Source organism: Streptomyces sp. NBC_00207, from assembly GCF_045160965.1.
Classification (GTDB): Bacteria; Actinomycetota; Actinomycetes; order Streptomycetales; family Streptomycetaceae; genus Streptomyces.
In genome coordinates, this window is the sequence record NZ_CP130715.1 from 518906 (window position 1) to 537099 (window position 18194).

At 68.6% G+C, this 18194-nt stretch carries 20 protein-coding genes; 11 read left to right on the top strand and 9 right to left on the bottom strand.

What is annotated here, in order from left to right; all coding sequences use genetic code 11:
- Nucleotides 1-296: 296 nt before the first annotated feature.
- Genes OG472_RS02760 through OG472_RS02770 form a run of 3 tightly spaced genes read right to left on the bottom strand, consistent with a single transcriptional unit; the run spans nt 297 to nt 1695 of the window.
- On the bottom strand, nt 297-776 hold the full coding sequence (locus tag OG472_RS02760; protein WP_405827474.1) for an NUDIX domain-containing protein: 480 nt from the start codon (nt 774-776) through the stop codon (nt 297-299).
- Nucleotides 773-1261 (bottom strand): NUDIX hydrolase, encoded by a 489-nt coding sequence (locus OG472_RS02765; RefSeq protein ID WP_405940813.1) that lies wholly within the window; start codon nt 1259-1261, stop codon nt 773-775. The genes OG472_RS02760 and OG472_RS02765 overlap by 4 nt, the downstream gene beginning before the upstream one ends.
- A 44-nt stretch (nt 1262-1305) precedes the next feature.
- Entirely contained in the window at nt 1306-1695 is a 390-nt protein-coding gene (locus OG472_RS02770) for a hypothetical protein (RefSeq protein WP_405940814.1), read from the bottom strand.
- A gap of 466 nt (nt 1696-2161) precedes the next feature.
- Here OG472_RS02770 and OG472_RS02775 point away from each other — a divergent pair, with 466 nt between their 5' ends.
- From OG472_RS02775 to OG472_RS02785, 3 genes are all read left to right on the top strand, one after another.
- Complete coding sequence (locus OG472_RS02775) at nt 2162-2935, top strand: hypothetical protein (RefSeq protein WP_405940815.1); 774 nt, start codon at nt 2162-2164, stop codon at nt 2933-2935.
- Complete coding sequence (locus tag OG472_RS02780) at nt 2881-3282, top strand: hypothetical protein (RefSeq protein ID WP_405940816.1); 402 nt, start codon at nt 2881-2883, stop codon at nt 3280-3282. Before OG472_RS02775 ends, OG472_RS02780 begins: the two co-directional genes overlap by 55 nt.
- 131 nt (nt 3283-3413) lie before the next feature.
- On the top strand, nt 3414-5285 hold the full coding sequence (locus tag OG472_RS02785) for a serine/threonine protein kinase (protein ID WP_405940817.1): 1872 nt from the start codon (nt 3414-3416) through the stop codon (nt 5283-5285).
- 762 nt (nt 5286-6047) lie between these two features.
- Here the strand turns inward: OG472_RS02785 and OG472_RS02790 are convergent.
- A complete protein-coding gene (locus tag OG472_RS02790; RefSeq protein WP_405940818.1) occupies nt 6048-6209 on the bottom strand; it encodes a hypothetical protein in 162 nt (53 codons plus the stop codon).
- A gap of 728 nt (nt 6210-6937) precedes the next feature.
- Between OG472_RS02790 and OG472_RS02795 the strand changes: the two genes are divergently transcribed.
- From OG472_RS02795 to OG472_RS02820, 6 genes are all read left to right on the top strand, one after another.
- Nucleotides 6938-7261 (top strand): hypothetical protein, encoded by a 324-nt coding sequence (locus tag OG472_RS02795; protein WP_401614237.1) that lies wholly within the window; start codon nt 6938-6940, stop codon nt 7259-7261.
- A 100-nt stretch (nt 7262-7361) separates the two neighbouring features.
- Nucleotides 7362-7601 carry a hypothetical protein gene (locus OG472_RS02800; protein ID WP_405940819.1) on the top strand — a complete coding sequence of 80 codons (240 nt, stop codon included), beginning with the start codon at nt 7362-7364 and terminating at the stop codon, nt 7599-7601.
- Nucleotides 7598-7804, top strand: coding sequence for a hypothetical protein (locus OG472_RS02805; protein WP_405940820.1), 207 nt, complete (start codon nt 7598-7600; stop codon nt 7802-7804). The genes OG472_RS02800 and OG472_RS02805 overlap by 4 nt, the downstream gene beginning before the upstream one ends.
- A gap of 108 nt (nt 7805-7912) precedes the next feature.
- Nucleotides 7913-8782 (top strand): hypothetical protein, encoded by an 870-nt coding sequence (locus OG472_RS02810; protein WP_405827485.1) that lies wholly within the window; start codon nt 7913-7915, stop codon nt 8780-8782.
- Nucleotides 8783-8860: 78 nt separating this feature from the next.
- Complete coding sequence (locus OG472_RS02815) at nt 8861-8989, top strand: hypothetical protein (RefSeq protein ID WP_405940821.1); 129 nt, start codon at nt 8861-8863, stop codon at nt 8987-8989.
- Between the two features lie 127 nt (nt 8990-9116).
- Nucleotides 9117-9524, top strand: coding sequence for a hypothetical protein (locus tag OG472_RS02820; RefSeq protein WP_405940822.1), 408 nt, complete (start codon nt 9117-9119; stop codon nt 9522-9524).
- Between the two features lie 485 nt (nt 9525-10009).
- On the opposite strand, the gene OG472_RS02825 is transcribed toward OG472_RS02820, so the two are convergent.
- From OG472_RS02825 to OG472_RS02835, 3 genes are all read right to left on the bottom strand, one after another.
- Nucleotides 10010-11050, bottom strand: coding sequence for a hypothetical protein (locus OG472_RS02825; protein ID WP_405940823.1), 1041 nt, complete (start codon nt 11048-11050; stop codon nt 10010-10012).
- A gap of 513 nt (nt 11051-11563) precedes the next feature.
- Nucleotides 11564-12367 (bottom strand): MBL fold metallo-hydrolase, encoded by an 804-nt coding sequence (locus tag OG472_RS02830; protein WP_405827493.1) that lies wholly within the window; start codon nt 12365-12367, stop codon nt 11564-11566.
- Nucleotides 12368-12906: 539 nt separating this feature from the next.
- The gene (locus tag OG472_RS02835; protein ID WP_405827495.1) at nt 12907-13770 is read right to left on the bottom strand and encodes a LysR family transcriptional regulator; all 864 of its coding nucleotides are present in this window, start codon (nt 13768-13770) and stop codon (nt 12907-12909) included.
- A 92-nt stretch (nt 13771-13862) separates the two neighbouring features.
- Here OG472_RS02835 and OG472_RS02840 point away from each other — a divergent pair, with 92 nt between their 5' ends.
- The gene (locus OG472_RS02840; protein ID WP_405940824.1) at nt 13863-14600 is read left to right on the top strand and encodes an SDR family oxidoreductase; all 738 of its coding nucleotides are present in this window, start codon (nt 13863-13865) and stop codon (nt 14598-14600) included.
- A 713-nt stretch (nt 14601-15313) separates the two neighbouring features.
- On the opposite strand, the gene OG472_RS02845 is transcribed toward OG472_RS02840, so the two are convergent.
- Nucleotides 15314-15730 carry an IS5 family transposase gene (locus OG472_RS02845; protein ID WP_405940825.1) on the bottom strand — a complete coding sequence of 139 codons (417 nt, stop codon included), beginning with the start codon at nt 15728-15730 and terminating at the stop codon, nt 15314-15316.
- Nucleotides 15731-15948: 218 nt separating this feature from the next.
- Here OG472_RS02845 and OG472_RS02850 point away from each other — a divergent pair, with 218 nt between their 5' ends.
- Nucleotides 15949-16374 (top strand): nuclear transport factor 2 family protein, encoded by a 426-nt coding sequence (locus tag OG472_RS02850; protein WP_405940826.1) that lies wholly within the window; start codon nt 15949-15951, stop codon nt 16372-16374.
- Nucleotides 16375-16892: 518 nt separating this feature from the next.
- On the opposite strand, the gene OG472_RS02855 is transcribed toward OG472_RS02850, so the two are convergent.
- On the bottom strand, nt 16893-18101 hold the full coding sequence (locus OG472_RS02855; protein ID WP_405940827.1) for an IS701 family transposase: 1209 nt from the start codon (nt 18099-18101) through the stop codon (nt 16893-16895).
- Nucleotides 18102-18194: the final 93 nt, after the last annotated feature.

Here is an 18194-nt window from a genome sequence, read left to right on the forward strand (position 1 = left end):
CGCAAGGCATAACGCCGTACACATGATCACGCCAACGTGAGTCCCTGCAGGCACATCCGCCAACAGCCCGAGGAACACGATTCAGCCTGAGTGGCATCACCACAGCGCGCACGATCGTTTCCCTGGTGAATCCGGCCACCCGGCTGGGTGACGCAGCTGATCTTGGACTGCCCTGCGCGCGATCGGATCGCTAGAACCCGAGCATGATCACCAACCTGTGGTGCCCGCAGGTCTCATCCAGAACCCAGTGCCTCGTCCCACCAGCTCGGTGAGACGAGGCACTTCTCTGCGCCCGGTCAGGCCATGTCGCCCAGGTACCGCATCTGCCACGTACCGGCAGCGGCCTGGGCAACGACGTGAGTGAGCTGGTCGCGCAGGTACAGGGGGATCATCCGCAGCCCTCCGACTTTGTCGAGCGGCACCCACTCGACCCCGGTGTGGGTCGGATCGGGCATGCTCCCGCCCAGCCTGGACGGCTCCGATACGACCTCGCACCAGAACAGCGCATCAACCCGGTGGTTACGGTCGTACGCGATCGGGCCGTCCTCGTGATTGGCGGGGATGTGTTCACGCAGAAACAGCAACTGTCCGGCCCGAACGGTCACCCCGGTCTCCTCCAGCACCTCCCGCTCGACAGCGCGGTGCAAAGGCTCGCCCAGCTTCTGTCCGCCACCGGGCGGCAGCCAGGTATCCGGCTGAGGCCAGTCCCCTTTGACGAGCAGGACGTGGCCGTCTCGGACGACCAGGCCGGTCGCAGCTGTTCGGATGCGGCTCATACGGGCATCCCCTCCTGCAGGTAGACGGCGCGGCCGGCCAGCGCTGCGGCATAAAGCGCGGTGAGCGTCTGACGGTGCGCTGCGAGACAGTTTGGAAGGTCATCGCAATGGTGGAAGGCGTGCTGGTCGTGTTCGGGGCTGAGCTGGATCTGCTGACCGGTGGCAAGCCTCGCGGCGAAGAAGTAGTCCACGACGGGGCCGGTGCCGAGGACATCGGTCCTGTGGTCGATGCCGATGAGGCACGGTTCCGAGCCCAAGATGATGCCGGTCTCCTCGACCATCTCCCGGCGGGCCGCTGGCCACGGGCTCTCGCCCTCATCGAGCATGCCGCCTGGCAGCCACCACGTCCCGCTGGCGCCTTCCTGACCAGGGCCGTACCGGAGTAGAAGCATCCGGTTCTGGTCGTCCAGCAGCATGACGCACGACGCCACGAGCGCCTGGGGCTGCGTCTTCACCCACTCCTCGCGTGGGATCCAGTCACCCACCTACGTCTCCCTTCCTGCGGTCAGCGGGGCGCAGGCCCGGCTTCTCAGGTGAAGAGGCTGCCCCTGTTGGAACTCGGACATCCTTGGGTGAAGTGGCAGACCCGGTCGGTGTAGAGCTTCGCCGCCAGCTGGACACCGCAGCCGCCGAGGAGCAGCCCGCACCAGAACGTGTCGTGCTCGTGCCGCTGGCGGAAGGCATCCAGCTCGATCGCCTCCAGCGGCAGCATCAGCGGCTCCTCCAAGGCGGCACCGCCCATCACCGCCGTCTGGATCTGCCGCCTGTCACCCTTCACGAGCCAGCGGTGCAGCCCGTCGTCCTGCCGGCTGACGGGTCCGTCGCTGGCGGCGTCCATGGCCGAGCAGATCCGCTGGTGGACCAGTTCGTATGCCTGGTGGATCGCCTTCGTCCGGAGGGATTCTTCGGCGTGATCCAAGCCACGCAGGAACGCGTCAGCGGTCCTGGTCCAGTCCTGTGGAGGGATGCTCCTGGAATCTTCCTGGTCAGGACCTATCCGTTGGGGTTCACCTGCTTGGCTTCGGTGACGGCGGCGCCCACGTTCAGGCCGGAGAGGGAGGCGACTCCACCGTGGACGTGCCGATCTCAATCCTGAACTGCTTCCCAGCGCGCTCTTCTTGACCGAAGGTCATCCCCATCGTGTGCGCCCTTCCTCTCCGGCGCCGGTCTCGTGACTGCGGCTGGCGTCCGGCTGTCTGCCGGGCAGGGCCAAGGCCCGGTCAGCGGGCGCTCTCGTAGACGACGGTGGTCGGGGCAGTCCTCGGCGAGACCGAGGAGGGCCTGGCGCTCGGCGTCGTCGGCGGCGAGGCTCCAGCGGAGCTTGGTGCCGACCCAGGTCGCGGCGTACGCGCAGTGCCGGGTCGTTTCCAGACCAGGGAGCCCCCATGAGCGCCATCACCGAACTGCCCGACGGCCTCGTCTACCGCGTGGGCCGGGAGAACGCGGCGAGCCGCCTGCACATCTACCGGCCCGAGACCGAGACCAACTGGTGCCCGGCCAAGGGCTCCAAGATCCCGTCCCCCGCCCACCTCGCCACTCACCAGCCGAAGGTGTGCTCCCGCTGCGAGCGCGCGTTCCTCAAGGCGCAGAGCGAGGCCACGTCCGCACCCGAGCCGGAGCCCGAGAAGCAGGGGGACGCGCAGGGCTCCCTCTTCGAGACGGACCCCGAGCCGGAGCCCGAGATCGAGTTGACGGCGACGCCGGCTGCGGAGGAGAGCCACGGCGATGAGCCCGAGCCGGAGGGGGAGCCCGAAGACGGCTTCGAGGAGCTGCTGCTGGCGAACGGCGAGCCCGGGGAGGAGCTGCTGGCACCGCTGCGGGCGCTCATGGCCCAGGCGATAGAGGGCGGGGAGAAGGTCACGGCCGCCCATGTGGAGGCGGCACAGACGCTGGCCATGCATCAGCTCGCCACGGGCGAGGAGCAGGTGGAGCGGCTGCTGCTGCGGGTTTCGAATTCCGACAATCTGGCGACCTCGCGCCGGGCGATGGTCGAGGCCGTGGTGACCGCTTACGGCGGCTCGATCCTGTCCCGGCCCGTCACAACGAGCGGGAGTCGGCGATCAACTACCTCGACATCCTCATCTGGGCCCCGGCCGAGTCGGTGGTGGCGCTGGAGGTACTGCTGCCCGCGCTCGTCATGCAGGCCGAATTCGCGCTGAGCGCGGCCAGCATCGAGTACCGGGCGAAGCTCCGGGGCTCGATGCCCGAGGACAAGGAGTTCTGGCGGCTGAACGCCGTCTACCGGCGCGAGTTCCTGTACGGCTTCGGCGCAGAACTGGGCGCGCGACTGCGCGAGGAGCGGGCGGCCCTGCTGGGCGAGAAGACCGTGAACGCAGAGGTGGAGCGGTCCCGGCAGATCCGCGACACAGAGCACCCCGAGACCCGCAAGAGCGGCGAGGGCAGGGTCCTGAAGGCCGTCGTCGGAAACGGCCGATACATCCTCACCAGTGGCGCGCTGGTGTCCCGGATCGAGCCGGAGGAGCCCGCCGAGACAGAGGCGGCCTGACCTGATCCCAGCGTTGGCGTCCACCCTTCGGGCGCCCGTGCCGGGAGGGGCAGAGCATCCGCCACAATCCGATCAACGGTTCTGCCGACAATTCGTCGTCCCGCCGACCTCATTTCCGAGAAAGTCCTCACGTGTCCTCACTCCCCGACCGGATAGGCCCCTACCGACCGTTGCAGCGCATCGGCGCGGGTGGCATGGGAACCGTCTACTACGCGTACCACCGGGACAGCGGCCAGCCCCTCGCGGTCAAGGTCCTTCACGAGGATCACGCCGGGGACCGCGATCACCGAAAGCGGTTCGCACGTGAGGCCGCCGCCCTGCGCAAGGTCACCGGCCCCTACCTCGTCCCGCTGATCGATGCAGACCCCGAAGCCGAACGCCCGTGGCTCGCCACCCCGTACGTACCGGGCAACACCCTTCACGAGCACATACGCGACCACGGCAAACTCACGCCCGGGAACCTCCTCACGTTCGCCGCAGCAACCGCCCACGCCCTGGCCTGCATCCATGCGGCGGGCATCGCCCACCGGGACCTGAAGCCGCCGAACGTGATCCTGGCCGCCGACGGCCCGCGCGTCGTGGACTTCGGCATCGCCCACCTGCTGGACGCAACCGCCGTCACCGCCACCCGCGTCACCACCGGCACGAAGGGCTGGATGGCACCCGAACAGCTCCGCACAGGCGTGACGACCACCGCGTCCGACGTGTACGCCTGGGGCGTCCTCGTCGCGTACGCCGCCTCCGGGAAGCACCCCTACGGGCCGCCGACCGGCATCGAATTCCGTATGGAACGCGGCGACGAGTACACGCTGGAAGACATCCCCGACCGGCTGGCCGAACAAGTCCACGCAGCGCTCCAGATGGACCCGGAAGACCGCCCGCTCGCCGCCGACCTCGCGGACACGGTCGCGGGCATGTACGGGCCGCAGGGCACCACCGTGTTCCCCACCATGGAGTTCACGCGGATCGCCAAGTTCGACGCACCGGACTACGAGCTATTCCCGCCCCTGTCGCGGTGGGACATCCTCGCCCCGCCCTGCGACCTGACACGCGACGTCCCGGCCCCGTCCGCTGTAGTCGTCCCGCCCGAGCACCAGCCGGCCCCGCCATCCGCGCAGCGGACCGGTCCGGGAAGCGGCGGAGTCGGCGATCCCTACCGCCCTGCCGACCCGTGGCCCAACCCCTATCCGCCCATCAGTAGCTGGCGTGATCCCAACCCGCCCGTCCCGACAGCATGGGCGCCGGGCGCCGTCCCCAAGCCGAGCCGAGCCCCGAAGCCCGCAGGCGGCAACGGACACCCTGCGCCTTCCCTGAGGAGATTCGCGCTGGCGGCTCTCGCGACGGTGGGTGTGTTGGTCTGGGCGGTGTACGGCCAGGCCAGCGACGGCGACGTGGACACCGCCCTCGCGGAGCCGACCGCTTCCGCGACGTACGACAGGTCGAACAGCAACGACCCGGGGTACGTGTCGCCGTACACCCCCGATCCGAAGCCCAATACGACGCCCAGCCCGACGCCGACTCCATCCCAGACGCCGACGACTTTTCCCCTCGCGCCCGCTCCCTCACCCTCGACAACTGCGGTACAGAGCGGCTATCCGGCCAGCACACCCAAGGACGCCATGCTCGCCGTGGAGAAGGGCCGCGCGAAGACATCGATCCTGTTCGAGCCGAATCCGCAGCCGGGGGAGTTCCACGCCAACCTGTTCTGCGGGCAGGAATACGAGGGCGACATGATCGACTGGCCGCGCCAGTGCTCACTGGGCATCACCAACGGCACGCGGGACACCGTCGCGCTGGTGTGCACGGCCAGCTACCGGGACGACCTGTCGAAGAACGAGGACTTCCGGCAGGGCGACCCGGAGCCCGACACTGGCAAGATCACCTTCTATACGCCGATCGTCCCGCCCCGCTACGACATGGTCGTGAGCGTCAAGCTGCCAGCCGGAAAGCTCCCCAGCCGGGCGGACGGCAGAACGACGGTCTGCCAGTTCGCAAAGCTGTGACCTGGGAAAATACCTACCCTGATCTTGCCTGCGCGCCGAGCTGGTGGGCCAGGGTGTGAAGAGTGCGCTGCTGGAGCGTCACTGCGCGCACCTGGAGCGCGCGACGATCCTGACGATGGGCGCTGACCTGGTCGACGCCCTCTGAGTCGCTGAGAGACGCCCTCCCGCTCGACGAGCGGGAGGGCGTCTTCGCGTGTGCGGGCAGGCCAGGGAGCCGGCAGGTGGTGGTCGGCGGCCTTGGGGGTGGAGCCGGTGGCGGCGGCCTACCGGCTCCCCGCGAGCGCGTCGATAGGGCCAATTCCACAGCCTGCCCACCGGGCCAGGCAGGCCGCCGCTGGCGGCGGCCTCGACCGTGCGCAGGGATCGGCCGGCGCCGCCGCGGATTGCCCGTCAGCCGCAGTTGGCCCGGTGCGGTGCTTCGCACAGCGGGCTCAGCACCCAGCCGGTGGTGAGCCCGCCGGTCTGCTCGACCCTGCCGAGGACGGTGTGGCCGATGTGGCGGCCGAGCTGGGCGACGAGCCCGGCGTGGGTGACCAGCAGCGGCCTGGGCTGCCGGAGGGACCCCAGTCGAGCCGGTGGACCTCCGCTAGGGCTGTGAGGATGTTCGGGTGCCGCTCCAAGCGGTGGCCTGACTCGCGCTACGACTGGCCCTGGTGCCTTGCGTTTGATCACACGGGCCGTGGACGGCGTCCTGGGGGTACTGGAGCGGGTGCACGGCCACGGGCAGGCCATGCACGGTCCTCGGGTGGAACAGCCGCCGCCTCACCGGAGTTCGAAGACCTTGTGGAGGGAGGCGTTCTCGATGTCGGTCGGCGTGCGTTCGCCGTTGCGCCAGCGGGCTACCTGGCGTTCGGACACCTCGATCCCGGCCGTCTTGTAGAGCCGCAGGCAGACCTTGAGGGGGCTCCGCTTCTCCTGCTCCATGGACTCGCGTAGCTCCTCGGGGGTCCACAGCGGCGGAGGCGTTGACTCCTTGGGGGGGCTCGGGCGGTGCGCCGAACGTCTTGTGCAGAAGAGCGGCCTGGGCCTTGGTGGGTTCTCCCGCGCCGTCGCGCCACCGTGACACCGACATAACCGAGGCCAAGATGGAAGTCGCCTCGACCCTCCTGGCCGCGCTCGTCGGCGGAGTCGGCGACAAACCGCATCAAGGGCCTGCTCCTTGCCGCCGTCACCTTCATCGAGGGCGACCGGGACACCTTCGGCGAGGACGTCCAGCAGCTCTCCCGCGCCCTGGATGGGTCCGGCCTGCGCGACGACCAGGACGCGCACTTCGAAGCCCTGGCCATGGCCGTCGAGAACGCGGAGATCACGAGCTTCTGACGGCCTGCCGGGCGGGCGTTGATGCGGCCGCCCGGAGATCCTCGGCGCCGCCGGCCAACCCCTCCCAGGGCGTGAGACGGCCCTTCAGGTGTCGCCAATACCTCGTTAGCATCCACCAGCCGTTACCCAAGGTAGGGACCGGCGGGCGCACCACCCACATGCCCGCCCCGCCACGGGCTGCACCCAGCCTGAAAGGCCCCCACCATGCGTATCTCGTACCGGCTCCTGCCGAAGTTCGCCCCGAAGATCACCATCACCCCGCGCGGTGTCCGCGTACGGCTGTTCCTCAAGCCGTACGCCCACCTCCGCGCCCGCCGATGACGAGGAGCACCATGACCAGCGCCACCTTCTATCTGAAGCCCGACGGCACCGGCACCGTCTCCCGCGCCGAGATCGCCCTTGCCGCAGCCGACTTGCCGCTCGACGCGATTGGCCCCAAGAAGTCGCTCCAGTACTGGGCGCAGGTAGGAGGCGGCATGTACGAGGCTCAGTCGCTGATCCGCGCCGCCACCGGCCTCGACCCGGCCAACGTCCAGGAGGCGGTCAAGGCTCTGCGCGCCCTGGGCTTCGCCACGTTCCAGCGTGTTCGTTTCAACAAGGGGAATGAGGTCGTCGCATTGGACCGCAAGACGCGTTACGAGGACACCAGCCTCTGACCTCGGGCAGCCCTGCTCCTATCCGCGGCGATGCCGGCCACGACGCCGGACGAGCATCAACGAGACTCGCGCCCGACCGCACCCAAAGAGAGACAAGCCCTTGAAGACCCGCACCATCGCCGCCACATTCGCCGCGATAGCCGCTCTGGCCCTGACCGCCACCGCCTGCTCCGAAACGAAGAACCCGAACGCCCCCAAGGCCGTCGAGGAGATCAAGCAGGAGCCCGCCGCCCAGCTCGACACCGGAGCCATCAAGGTCGAGCGGCTGACCGACGACGAGAAGCGGTACTCCGCCGCCCTCCTCGCATCCGCGACCCGCAACGGCATGGGTTCGCGGTGAAGATGCTGGAAGACCGTTCCGCGACCGAGGTCCAGGCCGACATGGTGTCCCGCCGCAACAAGTGCGGCACCCCCAAGGAGACCACCTCCGAAGAGGACATCAAGAAGATGACCGAGCTCATGTCGAACGTCCCCGAGGCCAGCCTCCGCGCCTACGCCGCCGACGCCGACAAGGCCACCAAGCAGTTCATCTGCAAGAAGTAGCCACGACCCGGCCCCGCACGAATCGGGGCCGGACCGCTCCCGACTCGACACCCTCAGACAAGGACCGATCCTGTGACCACCCCGCCGATACCACCGCAGCCCCCGTACATGCCCGCCCCTCAGCCTGAGCCCCGTACGCGACCGGCCTGGCTCATCCCGGTCATCGCCACCACCGTCGTCGTCGGCCTCACCGCCGCCACGGCCGGTTACCTCCTCGCCAGCGGCAACAAGACCGACAACGCGGCGCCGGGCACGAGCGCCAGCCCGTCGTCGGCCATCACGCCCGACCCTCCCAAGCCCAGCCCGACGCCGACGCCCAAGGTGATGTCCATAGCGCTGGGCCTGAAGAACTCCCCCTATGAGAGCGCCGTCGAGAAGCTGACAGCAGCCGGGATAGCGAAGGAGAACATCTCCTGGGTGTCGGTGTTCTCCGACCAGCCCAAGCCCGCCGACCCGTCAGGGATGACCGTCTGCTTCATTCCCAAGGGCACCGACGACCCGATCTCCCCGGTGACGAAGGTCGAACTGTCGCTCATCGAGAAGGGCAGCACCTGCCCGGACAACCACAACAAGCCGAAGCCGAAGCCGTCCTGCACCGAGAGCGGCGAGTACAAGAAGGTCTCCGACCGCGAATTCAAGCAGATGACGCGCAACACGGTCGGCTCCATCATGAGCTGCTACGTCATATACGGGGAGATCGTCCAGGCCGACTCGGCGACCGGCACCACGTCGGTGCGGGCGAACACGTGCGGGGAGAAGAAGTACCCCAAGTACGGGTTCCTGTCGGACTGTGACACCAACAGCATCCTGACCGAGCTGGTCCCCTCCGGGAAGCTCAACGGCGTCGTCAAGGGCGACATCTTCGAGGCGAAGGTCCAGGTCGGCCTCGACACGACCTACCAGACCACCCTGGGCGGCTCCATGACCGCGCCGACGTTCTACGTCCAGGAAATCAAGACGTACGCCAGCAGCGACTGACCCAGCCGACTGGCACTGCCGCCCCGTCGCCGTCCGTCCACGGCGACGCCGGCCAGCACCAATCTCTTGAGGAGCCCTGTGAACACCCGCCACCTGATACCCGCCGCCGCAGCTCTTGCCCTGCTGACCGGCTGTGCTGACACCACCGGCACCACCTTGCCCAAGTCGGGCCTCGGTAAGGCCGTGCCCCCGTACTCCGAGGGCTAGCAGTACGGCAAGGACCAGCTCCTGGACATCTTCAAGGGCGACAAGCTGGCGGCCATCGAGGAGTCCTTCGAGCTGTGTCAGGAGGCGCAGCAGTTCCGGCTGGACCAGCTCCATCGAGCACGGCATCATGAAGCCGGTCGGCGGGACCGTCGCCGAGCAGAACCGCGCCTACGACAAGTTGACCCGGGCCGTCGGCGAGAGCCCCATCGAGGCGCTGCGCGGCTACGACGCCGGATGTCATGACGGGGTGACTGGTGAGATGTCCCTCGCCCCGGTCTACAGCCCCGAGGACGCGCTCTTGGAGAACGCCCGCACGGTGGGCCGCGCGTACGCGCAAAAGATCAAGAGCCAGGCCACCGTTCCCGACAAGCCCAGAGCCGCCGTAGTCAACTGCAAGATCAAGGTGCTCCACTCTCTGGGAGCCAAGTACCCGGTGGGTTCCGGCAGCGATGAGATCGGGCGTCACGTGGACACGGCGTGGGCGACGGCGACCCCCAACCAGGCGCAGAAGGATTTCGTGGAGGGCTGCGAATAAGGCGTCAAGAACTGACGCCGTATCGACCGCCTGGCGCTCGCCGTCCGCACACGGCGACGCCGGCCAGCATCTAGCCGGAGCTGCCGAAGGCGCGGGCTCGGAGCTGGGCGGCGTAGGCGGCGCGCGGCTTCTTGGTGCGGCCGAGGCGGCGCAGGGTCTGCTCGCTGGGCGGCAGGACCGTCGGGGCGGAAGGCGGCGATCACTTGCTCGGCGACGCGGCGGCTTGGAAATGTTGCCATTCGTGGGCCGGGGGCCTGCTGCCGCTTGGGGGGCGACGTGGGGCCAGCGGGCGGCGGCCTGATCGGTCGGGGCGGCGCTGGGCACGGTGTAGTAGCGGCGCGGCTCATTCGACTCACCGCGGAGCGATCACCCATCTGCTGGCTCTGCCGGGCGGTCATCTCGTGGCGACCGGCAGCCCCGACGCCGGCATCAAAGAAGACGGGCACCTCTACGCCAGGGGGAGCTCGTTCCAAGCCCCGTACCGATCAGTCCTCCCAGTCCTCGTCGTCGCCGCCACGCATGGTGCGCCATCCCTTGAGGTCTTCCAGCGCCTTCCACGCCAACTGGGCGTACTGCACCGGGCACTCCCACAGCTCGCGGTCCGAGAACTCGGCGGGCACAGGGGTATCAGGGTGATCGTCCGGCGCGTACAGGTGGACCACCGCGCGGTACCGGGACTGCACGGTGGAATCGGCTGTGGACCAGGGGTGCTGCGGATGCTCGCAAGAGACGTCCAGGTCGATGGTGGCAAGCGCGGCGGCCAGGTCACGCGCGTACGAAGGCGGCAGACCCCCATACGTCTGAGCTATGCCCATCCACAAGCACAGGAACAGGCCGATCCGCTCCTCGTCCCGCACCTGCCCGGTGAGCCAGCGACGGGCGGACCACAGGGCGACCGGGCCAGTGTTGTCCTCCCAGCTACGGCGGATCGCCGCCTGCATGGCGACGACGTCGAGGCGGCCGTCGTCCCGGACGAACTGCGCGTCCAGATGGGAGACGTCAATGCCGCCGAAGAGCTCCTGGTACGCCTCGTGCAAGCGGCCCAGGGCCTCATCGGCGAGGTCCGCGAGAAACCCCTCGCAGTCGATCGCCGCCAGTTCCTCCTGGTCGAGAGCGTAGTCCTCAGCGAATGCGGCCCGGCCGGCCTCGGTCAGCATGCTCACCCCGGCCTCGACCTGGTACTCGGAGTCCAGATCCGCGGGGTGAGCGCCGGCAGGGCAGGTGCACGAGGCCCGGTCCAACTGCGCACGGAACCCGTCCAGGGCCCGTGTGTACGACGCGAACAAGGACTTGCTGAAGATACGTGCGGAGACGTACCAGCAGGTGGCATTCAGGAGGATCGTGTACCCGGTCCGCTCCCACCGGCCCTCCGGGGTGGCCTCGCGGCCAAGCGCCTCCGCCGCGTCGTCGGCGAGGACGGCGAGGGCCGATTCAGGATCTGTGTAGGGGTAGTCGCTGACAATCCCGGACAGGTCGGAGATCAGTTCACGGTGGTCGGCATGCAGCGTGGGCGTCTCTTCAATCACATCCGTAACCGACGATTACACAGGTCGGACGGTTCCTCGGCGCACGTGTCCGATGGTCGGTCGGCCCCGTCCCGAGTCCGGAGGGCCGGGAAGCAAACGACGATCTACAAACTGGCAATGCGAGCCCCCCGACCGGCCGAACGCGTTCCGAACTGCACTCACCAACCTGTGGCCGTTGCCCGGCGCGGAGCCCGAGCTCACCCTCGAGTACTGCGATGGCAAGTTTGCGGTACGCGCGCCCGGCCCGCCCGGCACCCGGACTGCCTGCGACCACCCGCACCATCCCTCTAGCCACGGCCAGCGCATAACACGCCTCTATCAGCGGCCGAAGCGGCCGCCCCCGCTGAACCAGCCGACCCTGCGGCACGCGTTCCGATCCCTCGGACCACGCCCCTCGACGCTCTACGAGCGGCAGCGCGCACCGTGTACCTCTCGGCGTATCCGGGCCGGGCACGGCATCTCCCACCTGAAGAACTGGCGTGCTCCGCCCCGCCACCTCGGCCGCCTGGTGGGTCAGCGGGTGATGAACGGCTCGGTCAGGTGCGGGGTCGCGAGGTAGAGAGTGTCGGCGGCCCAGCTCTGGAGCACCTGCTCCCTTGAGGCCCTTGCCTGCCCAGGGTCCATTTCGTGAGCGTAGGCGAGTTCGGGGTGGAGCACCTGGATCGCGTGCACGAGCAGGTCACCGGTGACGGCGACCAGTTCGCGACCCGACGCGACGAGCACGCTCTGGTGTCCGGGTGTGTGACCGGGCGTGGCGAACACGCGCTCGCCGCTACGCAGCGGGGTGTCGCCGTCGAGCAGCCGTAGCTGACCGGCCCTTTGGAGCGGGTCGATCACCGTGGACCGCAACTGCGGGTTGATCTCCTCGAGCGCGTTGAGTTCGGCCTGCTGCAACAGGTATGCGGCGTTCGGGAAGAACGGCCGAGTCTGCTCGCCGCCGACGACGGCCCAGCCCACGTGGTCGGTGTGGAGGTGCGTGAGCACCACCGTGTCCACTTCGGACGGTTCGATACCCGCAGCAGCCAACGAGGCCGGGAGTGCGCCGGGCACGGGCGCCCACGAGGCCGCCAGGCTGTCGGCCGGACCGATCCCCGCGTCAACCAGCGTCACGCCTTGGTCGCTGCGGATCGCGAACGCGCGGAACTGGAGCCGCCAGCGCCCATCGGCGTCGAGCGCGCCGGGATCAAGCCGGTCGGCCGCCGCCCACTGCTCCGTAGTGGCGTCAGGGAACGCCTCCGACCTGGGGGTGAAGAAGGGGCCCACGCCGTCGGCAAGCGCAATGACGGTGTACGGACCGACCTGAAGGGAAGGGGACATCCCGCAGATGGTGCCACCGGATGGCGGCCCACGACCAGGCGGGTCGCCCCAGAGTCCGCTCCAGGTCGTGGGCGCCTCGTGGAACCGGCAGACCTAGACCCCGTGCACGGCCCAGGCATCAGCCGCCTTCGTCTCAGGAGGGCCGCACGCGAAAATTCCCGTGTGGCCCCCTCTCACCTCCCCCGGGGCTCACCGTCTGCACCGACCGACGGCTGAGCGAGACACGGCGAGCCGGGCGGGGACCGTCTCCTGGAAGACCCTTCCGTCGTAGGTGTCGGCGAACGCCGAGATCCTGTATAGGCGGCGGACGCCCGGGTGGGCACCGGGTTTCCCGACAGTGCCCGCCTACAGCGACACCGCAAGCTGGCCATAGTTCTGCCCGGGGTTGTCGCCTCATCCAGCCCCGCCCACGACCTGCCCCGATCACCGGTTTAGCGCTACCGCTGTACCGCTGTGCCTACCAGTCTCACGGCCGGGTCCCACCGGCCCTGGTGGCGTCTGAGTTGTCCCGGGTGGTGGCCGATGGGGGCAGGACCTGGTCATAGACGTGCGGCCGTGCGGACCAGGCCGGCCAGGGCGAGGGAGCGGCTGTGCGCGGGCCAGGCGATGTGGGTCACGACGGGAGGTGCGTCGGTCAAGGGGACGGCCGTGTGCTCGGCCCACAGCCAGGATCGGGCGGAGTCGGGGACGACCGCCACGGTGCGTCCGAGGGCGATCAACTGAGCCAGTTGCGTCTGGTTGTGGATCTCCGGGCCCGGGCCGGGTGCGTAGGTGCCGTGGGTGGGCCAGCGGGCGAGCGGCAGATCGGGGACATTCCTGACATCAGCCAGGGACAAGGTCTCGCGGGCGGCGAGCGGGTGCCCGGCAGGCAGGACGGCGACCTGTCCCTCGGTCGTCAGTGCCTCGCTGTCGAACCCTGCGAGGGAGTTCCACGGCGCGTGCATGAGCGCGACATCAGCACGTCCGTCGCGCAGCAACTCCTCCTGCTCGCACATACCGCACAGCAGCACCTCGATCTCGGCACTGCCGGGCTCGGCCGCGTAGGCGTCGAGAAGCTTCCGCAGCAGTTCGTGCGACGCGGCGGCCTTCACCGCAAGGACCAGCCGACCGCGGGAGCCTCCAGGGCTGTCGGCACCGCCGGCGCGCCGGGTGCGGCGAGCAGCGGCAGCGGTCGCGTCGAGGGCCGCCCGGCCCTCGTGCAACAGCACCTCTCCGGCACCGGTCAGGCGGACCCCACGGCGGTTGCGCTGCAGCAGGCAGACCCCAAGGCGCCGTTCGAGCTGCTGGATCGCCCGCGACAGCGGCGGCTGCGCCATGCCGAGGCGCTCGGCGGCGCGCCCGAAGTGCAGTTCCTCGGCGACCGCCACGAAGTACCTCAACTCGCGGGTCTCCAGGGTGTCCACGGCCGCAGCATACGCGGTGATACCTGGCAGGTATGACAGAACACCGTATCGGTGTTGGCCGCGCCACTCGTCCGCGAGCCAACATCATCAGCATGAGCGAAACGATGATCGCGCTGGTGACCGGCGCGAACAAGGGCATCGGGTACGAGATCGCGGCCGGCCTGGGCCGCCTCGGGTACCGCGTGGGCGTGGGAGCCCGCGACGCCACCCGACGCGAAACCGCCGTCGGGAAGCTGCGCGCCGGCGGCGTGGACGCGTTCGGGGTACCGCTGGACGTGACCGACGACCAGAGCGTCACTGATGCTGTGGAACTGATCGAACGGCTGGCCGGGCGCCTGGACGCCCTGGTCAACAATGCCGGTATCTCGGGCGAGATGGACCCGGGGTGGGTGCAGGACCCGACCGCGCTCGACCTGAAGGTGCTCCGCACCGTCGTGGATACCAACGTCATGGGTGTCGTCCGGGTCACCAACGCGATGCTGCCACTGCTGCGGCGCTCGGCCTCGCCACGCATCGTCAACGTCTCCAGTAGCGTCGGCTCCCTGACCCGGCAGTCGGACCCGGACATCGAGATCGGCCCGATCATGGCGGCCTACGCGCCGTCGAAGTCGTTCCTCAACGCCCTCACCGTGCAGTACGCCCGGCAGTTCGCCGGTACGAACATCCTGATCAACGCCGCCTGCCCGGGCCTGGTCGCGACCGACTTCACAGGCTTCCAAGGGCCCCGCACTCCTGAACAGGGCGCGACCACGGCGATCCGGCTCGCCACCCTCCCCGACGGCGGCCCGACCGGTTTGTTCTTTGAGGACGACGGCGTCGTCCCCTGGTGATCACGAACCCGCCAACGCACACATCTCGGCGACCAGTGATCAGCTCCCCGCGAACCCACCCACCATCCGCTACCGAGAGCTGGACCCCACCTGGAACTTCGACTCGATGACCACGACGAAATGACTCGCCGACTGCCCGCTTGGCAGCTCTCTACCTGGAGTAAGCGAAAGATCGCAGTCGCAAAACCAGGTCAACAGCAGAGAGCAAGACTCCCGAACTCACTGTCCGTCACTCCACCAGGCCATGAACACGCTTCGGCTGACGAATACGCGTCACCTCAACACGCGCGCCTACCAGTCCAAGGCCGCACACGATGGTGACCCTGGCTTTCGGCGTCTGCGGGTCCCATGATGAACCGAACAGCATCCACCCAAATCGCCCCTTGGTAGGCGCGCCGTTCAGCGGTTGACGACGTGGTCGAGGCCGTCGGTGTTCGGGCGGACGGCCAGGGCAGGACAAAGACCCGCGCCCGGCCGGCCTCCGCGCTCCACGCAACGGAGCCCCCGCACCTTTGCGGTGCGGGGGCTCCGCCCCCCCTCGGCAGGCAGGCTGCGCGGCAGCCGGAGCACGGTGCTCAGCGCGGAGCACGTGAAGGACATGGCGTCGCGGCGCCCGCATACCCGGCTCACTGAACTCCGCGCCGGACACACCGTCCACGAGACCGCCTCGGGAGAGTTCGCCGCAGCTGTCAGCGGCGCCTCGTCCCGGTCGACTATCGAGGCGTTTTGCCCCTTTGGAGAAGCCCCTTTTCCTCGGCCACGGCGTTCTCCAGCGTCTCCAGCAGTTCCGGGTCCAGCATCATCCCAGCGGCGTGGTGGTGAGCCCGGGCAGACGTGGAGTCCACGCTCACCAGCCCGAGCTCCGCCTGCCCCCGGGCGGCCGCCTCAGCGATCACCGCTTCCATCAGCGCCTGGAAGACCCCCGCACCGGCCCACAGGTGGAACCGCCCGTAGACGGTGGACCAGGACCCGTATTGCCGGGGCATGTCCCGCCACGGACTGCCCGTACGGAAGCGCCACATCACGCCGTTCACCAGTCGCCGCAGGTCAGGAATCGGACCGCGCTCGCCCAGCGGCAGCAACGGCTCAATCACCGCCCACTCGTCGTCCGTGAGATCACCCCGAGCCATCCCGCCTGTCTACCGCCCCGGATCCAGCCAGGGCAGCAGAACGTCCAGACTCGTGATCCCGGTAAACGCCTAAGAGTGCGCGCGGACCCACAGCTGCCTATCCTGAATCTGCGGTGTCTTCCTCGCGTCCAGAAGAAGGGGATGCGGCGCAATGGGCAGCGGCGTATGGCTATCCCGAGACACCCGCGCAGCCGAGACGCCTACTGTCAGGAGCGGGCATGGCTGATCGCGCAACGATGGAGCGTATCTGGGAAGCCCACACCGCCGGCGAGTTCGTGGCGCAGGACGTGGAGGCTACGATGGACGACGACCCCATCGTCGTCCATGTGCCGACCGCCATGGGCGGTAGTGGGTACGACGGCGTCAAGGACTTCTACGCACGCTGGTTCATTGGACGGAACCCGGACGATTTCACTGTGCGTTCGATATCCCGCACGGTGGGAGACGACAGCCTCGTAGACGAAATGATCGTGTCGTTCACCCACGACATCGAGGTGCCCTGGGTTCTGCCTGGATTGGCACCCACCGGGCAGCAGGTCCGTATACCCGTCATCGCCGTCGTGGACTTCCGAGGCCCGCGTGTGCGGAGCGAGCGCATCTACTGGGATCAAACGGCGGTGCTCGCGCGCAGACGCAGTTGCTGAACGACGACATCGTCCGGCGCCTGCCCGTGATCACCGCACCGTTGGACGTACTGGACGGCAGGGTCCCCCTCAACCAGCTGGCGTCGCCCCGCCTCGATGTCGAACCGTGAAGGTCAATCCTCTCGAACCCGGAACCGGTCGTAGATCGTCGACCAGCATCCGTACCGGCGCGGAACGTCGCGCCGGGGCTCCCCGAACGGAACCTCCACATCACCGCATTAAAGTAGGTAGCTGGGCAGGTCAGGGATCGGCCCACGTTCGCCCAACGGCAGATGCGGCTCGATCAACTCCCATCGGCATCAGTCACATCACCACGCGTCACAGATCGTTCCTGCAGCAGCCGGAAGCCTCCCGGGAGCCGAAGCAACCCACCAGTGATCTGAACTCAGAACAGGCCCTAGTAGTGCTTTGTTAGGCGGTGTCGTAGGACTGCCATGGGACGGTTTGTCGGCAGGTGGGGCAGGTGCCGGTCCAGGTGGCGATGGAGTGTTGGAGGAGGTCCAGGGCCTGGTAGAGAGTCAGGCCCTGGCAGGGGCTTTTGGGCAGGTCCGCTGTTCGGTGAGGAACAGATGGGCGGCGGTGACGAGGGTGACGTGCCGGTGCCAGCCGGTGAACGAGCGGCCCTCGAAGTGGTCCAGGCCCAGAGCGGTTTTCAGCTCGCGGTAGTCGTGCTCGATCCGCCACCGGGCTTTCGCCAGGCGGACAAGATCCTTGGCGGGGATGTCGGCGGGCAGGTTCGAGATCCAGTACTTCACCGGTTCTGCCTCGCCCTCGGGCCACTGCGCGATCAGCCAGGACAGCGGGATCGTGCCGTCGGCGGCCGGCTTGGGACGACGGCCGGCAAGCCGAACCCTGAGCAGCACGAAGTGCGAGCTCATGGCCGCTTTCGAGCCCCTGCGCCAGGTCAGGGTGCGGCCGCTGCCGCGGCCTGCGGCCAGCACGTGCTCGCGTAAGGAGACGGGGCGGGTGCGGTAACGGGGCAGCGCTCGGGGCCCGAGTCCGCCGTATTCGGGCTGGTGCGGCACCGCGTGCCGGCCGTGGGCGGTCATTTCGCCCTTGACCTGCAGCACCCAGGCCAGACCACGATCGTCCAGGCCGTGGCGGAAGTCGGCGTTCGCGCCGTAGCCGGTGTCCGCGACCAGTACGGCCGGCCGCAGACCGATCCCGTCGAGTTCGTCGAGCATGTCCAGCGCGAGCTGCCACTTCGGGCGGTGGTGCTCGTCATCGGGGATCCGGCAGGCTGTCCGGCGTGCGGAGGCCTGGGGTCCATCCCAGCTTGCGGGCAGGAACAGCCGCCAGGACAGCGGGCAGCTAGCCGTGTCCGAGGCGGCGTGGACGCTGACACCGATCTGGCAGTTGCCGACCTTGCCCAACGTGCCGGAGTACTGGCGGGCCACCCCGGGCGAGGACTTGCCGTCCTTGGGGAAACCGGTGTCGTCCACGACCCACACCTCAGGGCGGACCACAGCCACCGCCCGCCAGGCCAGCCGGGTCCGCACGGCGGTGACCGGCCAGGTCGAGGACGTCATGAACTGCTGCAACCGCTGATGGTCCACCCCGAGACGCTCGGCCATCGGCTGCATCGACTTGCGCCGGCCGTCCAGCAACAGGCCCCGCAGATACAACTGACCCTTCTCCAGCCAGTCCTGCCGCACCAACGGTGCGAACACCTCGGAAGCGAACTCCTCCAGCCGAACCCGCACCGCCGCAAGCTCCCCAGCCCTCATACAGCCAGAGAACTACCGGACACCCGACGTGACAAGACCGGCTAACAAAGCACTACTAGTTGGCCGGTGTTCGCGTCGTGGGTGGCCTGTCGG

What these genes read in the sequence shown, in the direction of transcription:
- OG472_RS02775 (WP_405940815.1), top strand. Translation starts at nt 2,162, where the DNA reads ATGAGCGCCATCACCGAACTGCCCGACGGCCTCGTCTACCGCGTGGGC.
- OG472_RS02820 (WP_405940822.1), top strand. Translation starts at nt 9,117, where the DNA reads ATGAAGCCGGTCGGCGGGACCGTCGCCGAGCAGAACCGCGCCTACGAC.
- OG472_RS02845 (WP_405940825.1), bottom strand. Translation starts at nt 15,730, where the DNA reads ATGGCTCGGGGTGATCTCACGGACGACGAGTGGGCGGTGATTGAGCCG.
- OG472_RS02840 (WP_405940824.1), top strand. Translation starts at nt 13,863, where the DNA reads ATGAGCGAAACGATGATCGCGCTGGTGACCGGCGCGAACAAGGGCATC.
- OG472_RS02795 (WP_401614237.1), top strand. Translation starts at nt 6,938, where the DNA reads ATGACCAGCGCCACCTTCTATCTGAAGCCCGACGGCACCGGCACCGTC.
- OG472_RS02830 (WP_405827493.1), bottom strand. Translation starts at nt 12,367, where the DNA reads ATGTCCCCTTCCCTTCAGGTCGGTCCGTACACCGTCATTGCGCTTGCC.
- OG472_RS02810 (WP_405827485.1), top strand. Translation starts at nt 7,913, where the DNA reads ATGCCCGCCCCTCAGCCTGAGCCCCGTACGCGACCGGCCTGGCTCATC.
- OG472_RS02850 (WP_405940826.1), top strand. Translation starts at nt 15,949, where the DNA reads ATGGCTGATCGCGCAACGATGGAGCGTATCTGGGAAGCCCACACCGCC.
- OG472_RS02760 (WP_405827474.1), bottom strand. Translation starts at nt 776, where the DNA reads ATGAGCCGCATCCGAACAGCTGCGACCGGCCTGGTCGTCCGAGACGGC.
- OG472_RS02790 (WP_405940818.1), bottom strand. Translation starts at nt 6,209, where the DNA reads ATGGAGCAGGAGAAGCGGAGCCCCCTCAAGGTCTGCCTGCGGCTCTAC.
- OG472_RS02855 (WP_405940827.1), bottom strand. Translation starts at nt 18,101, where the DNA reads ATGAGGGCTGGGGAGCTTGCGGCGGTGCGGGTTCGGCTGGAGGAGTTC.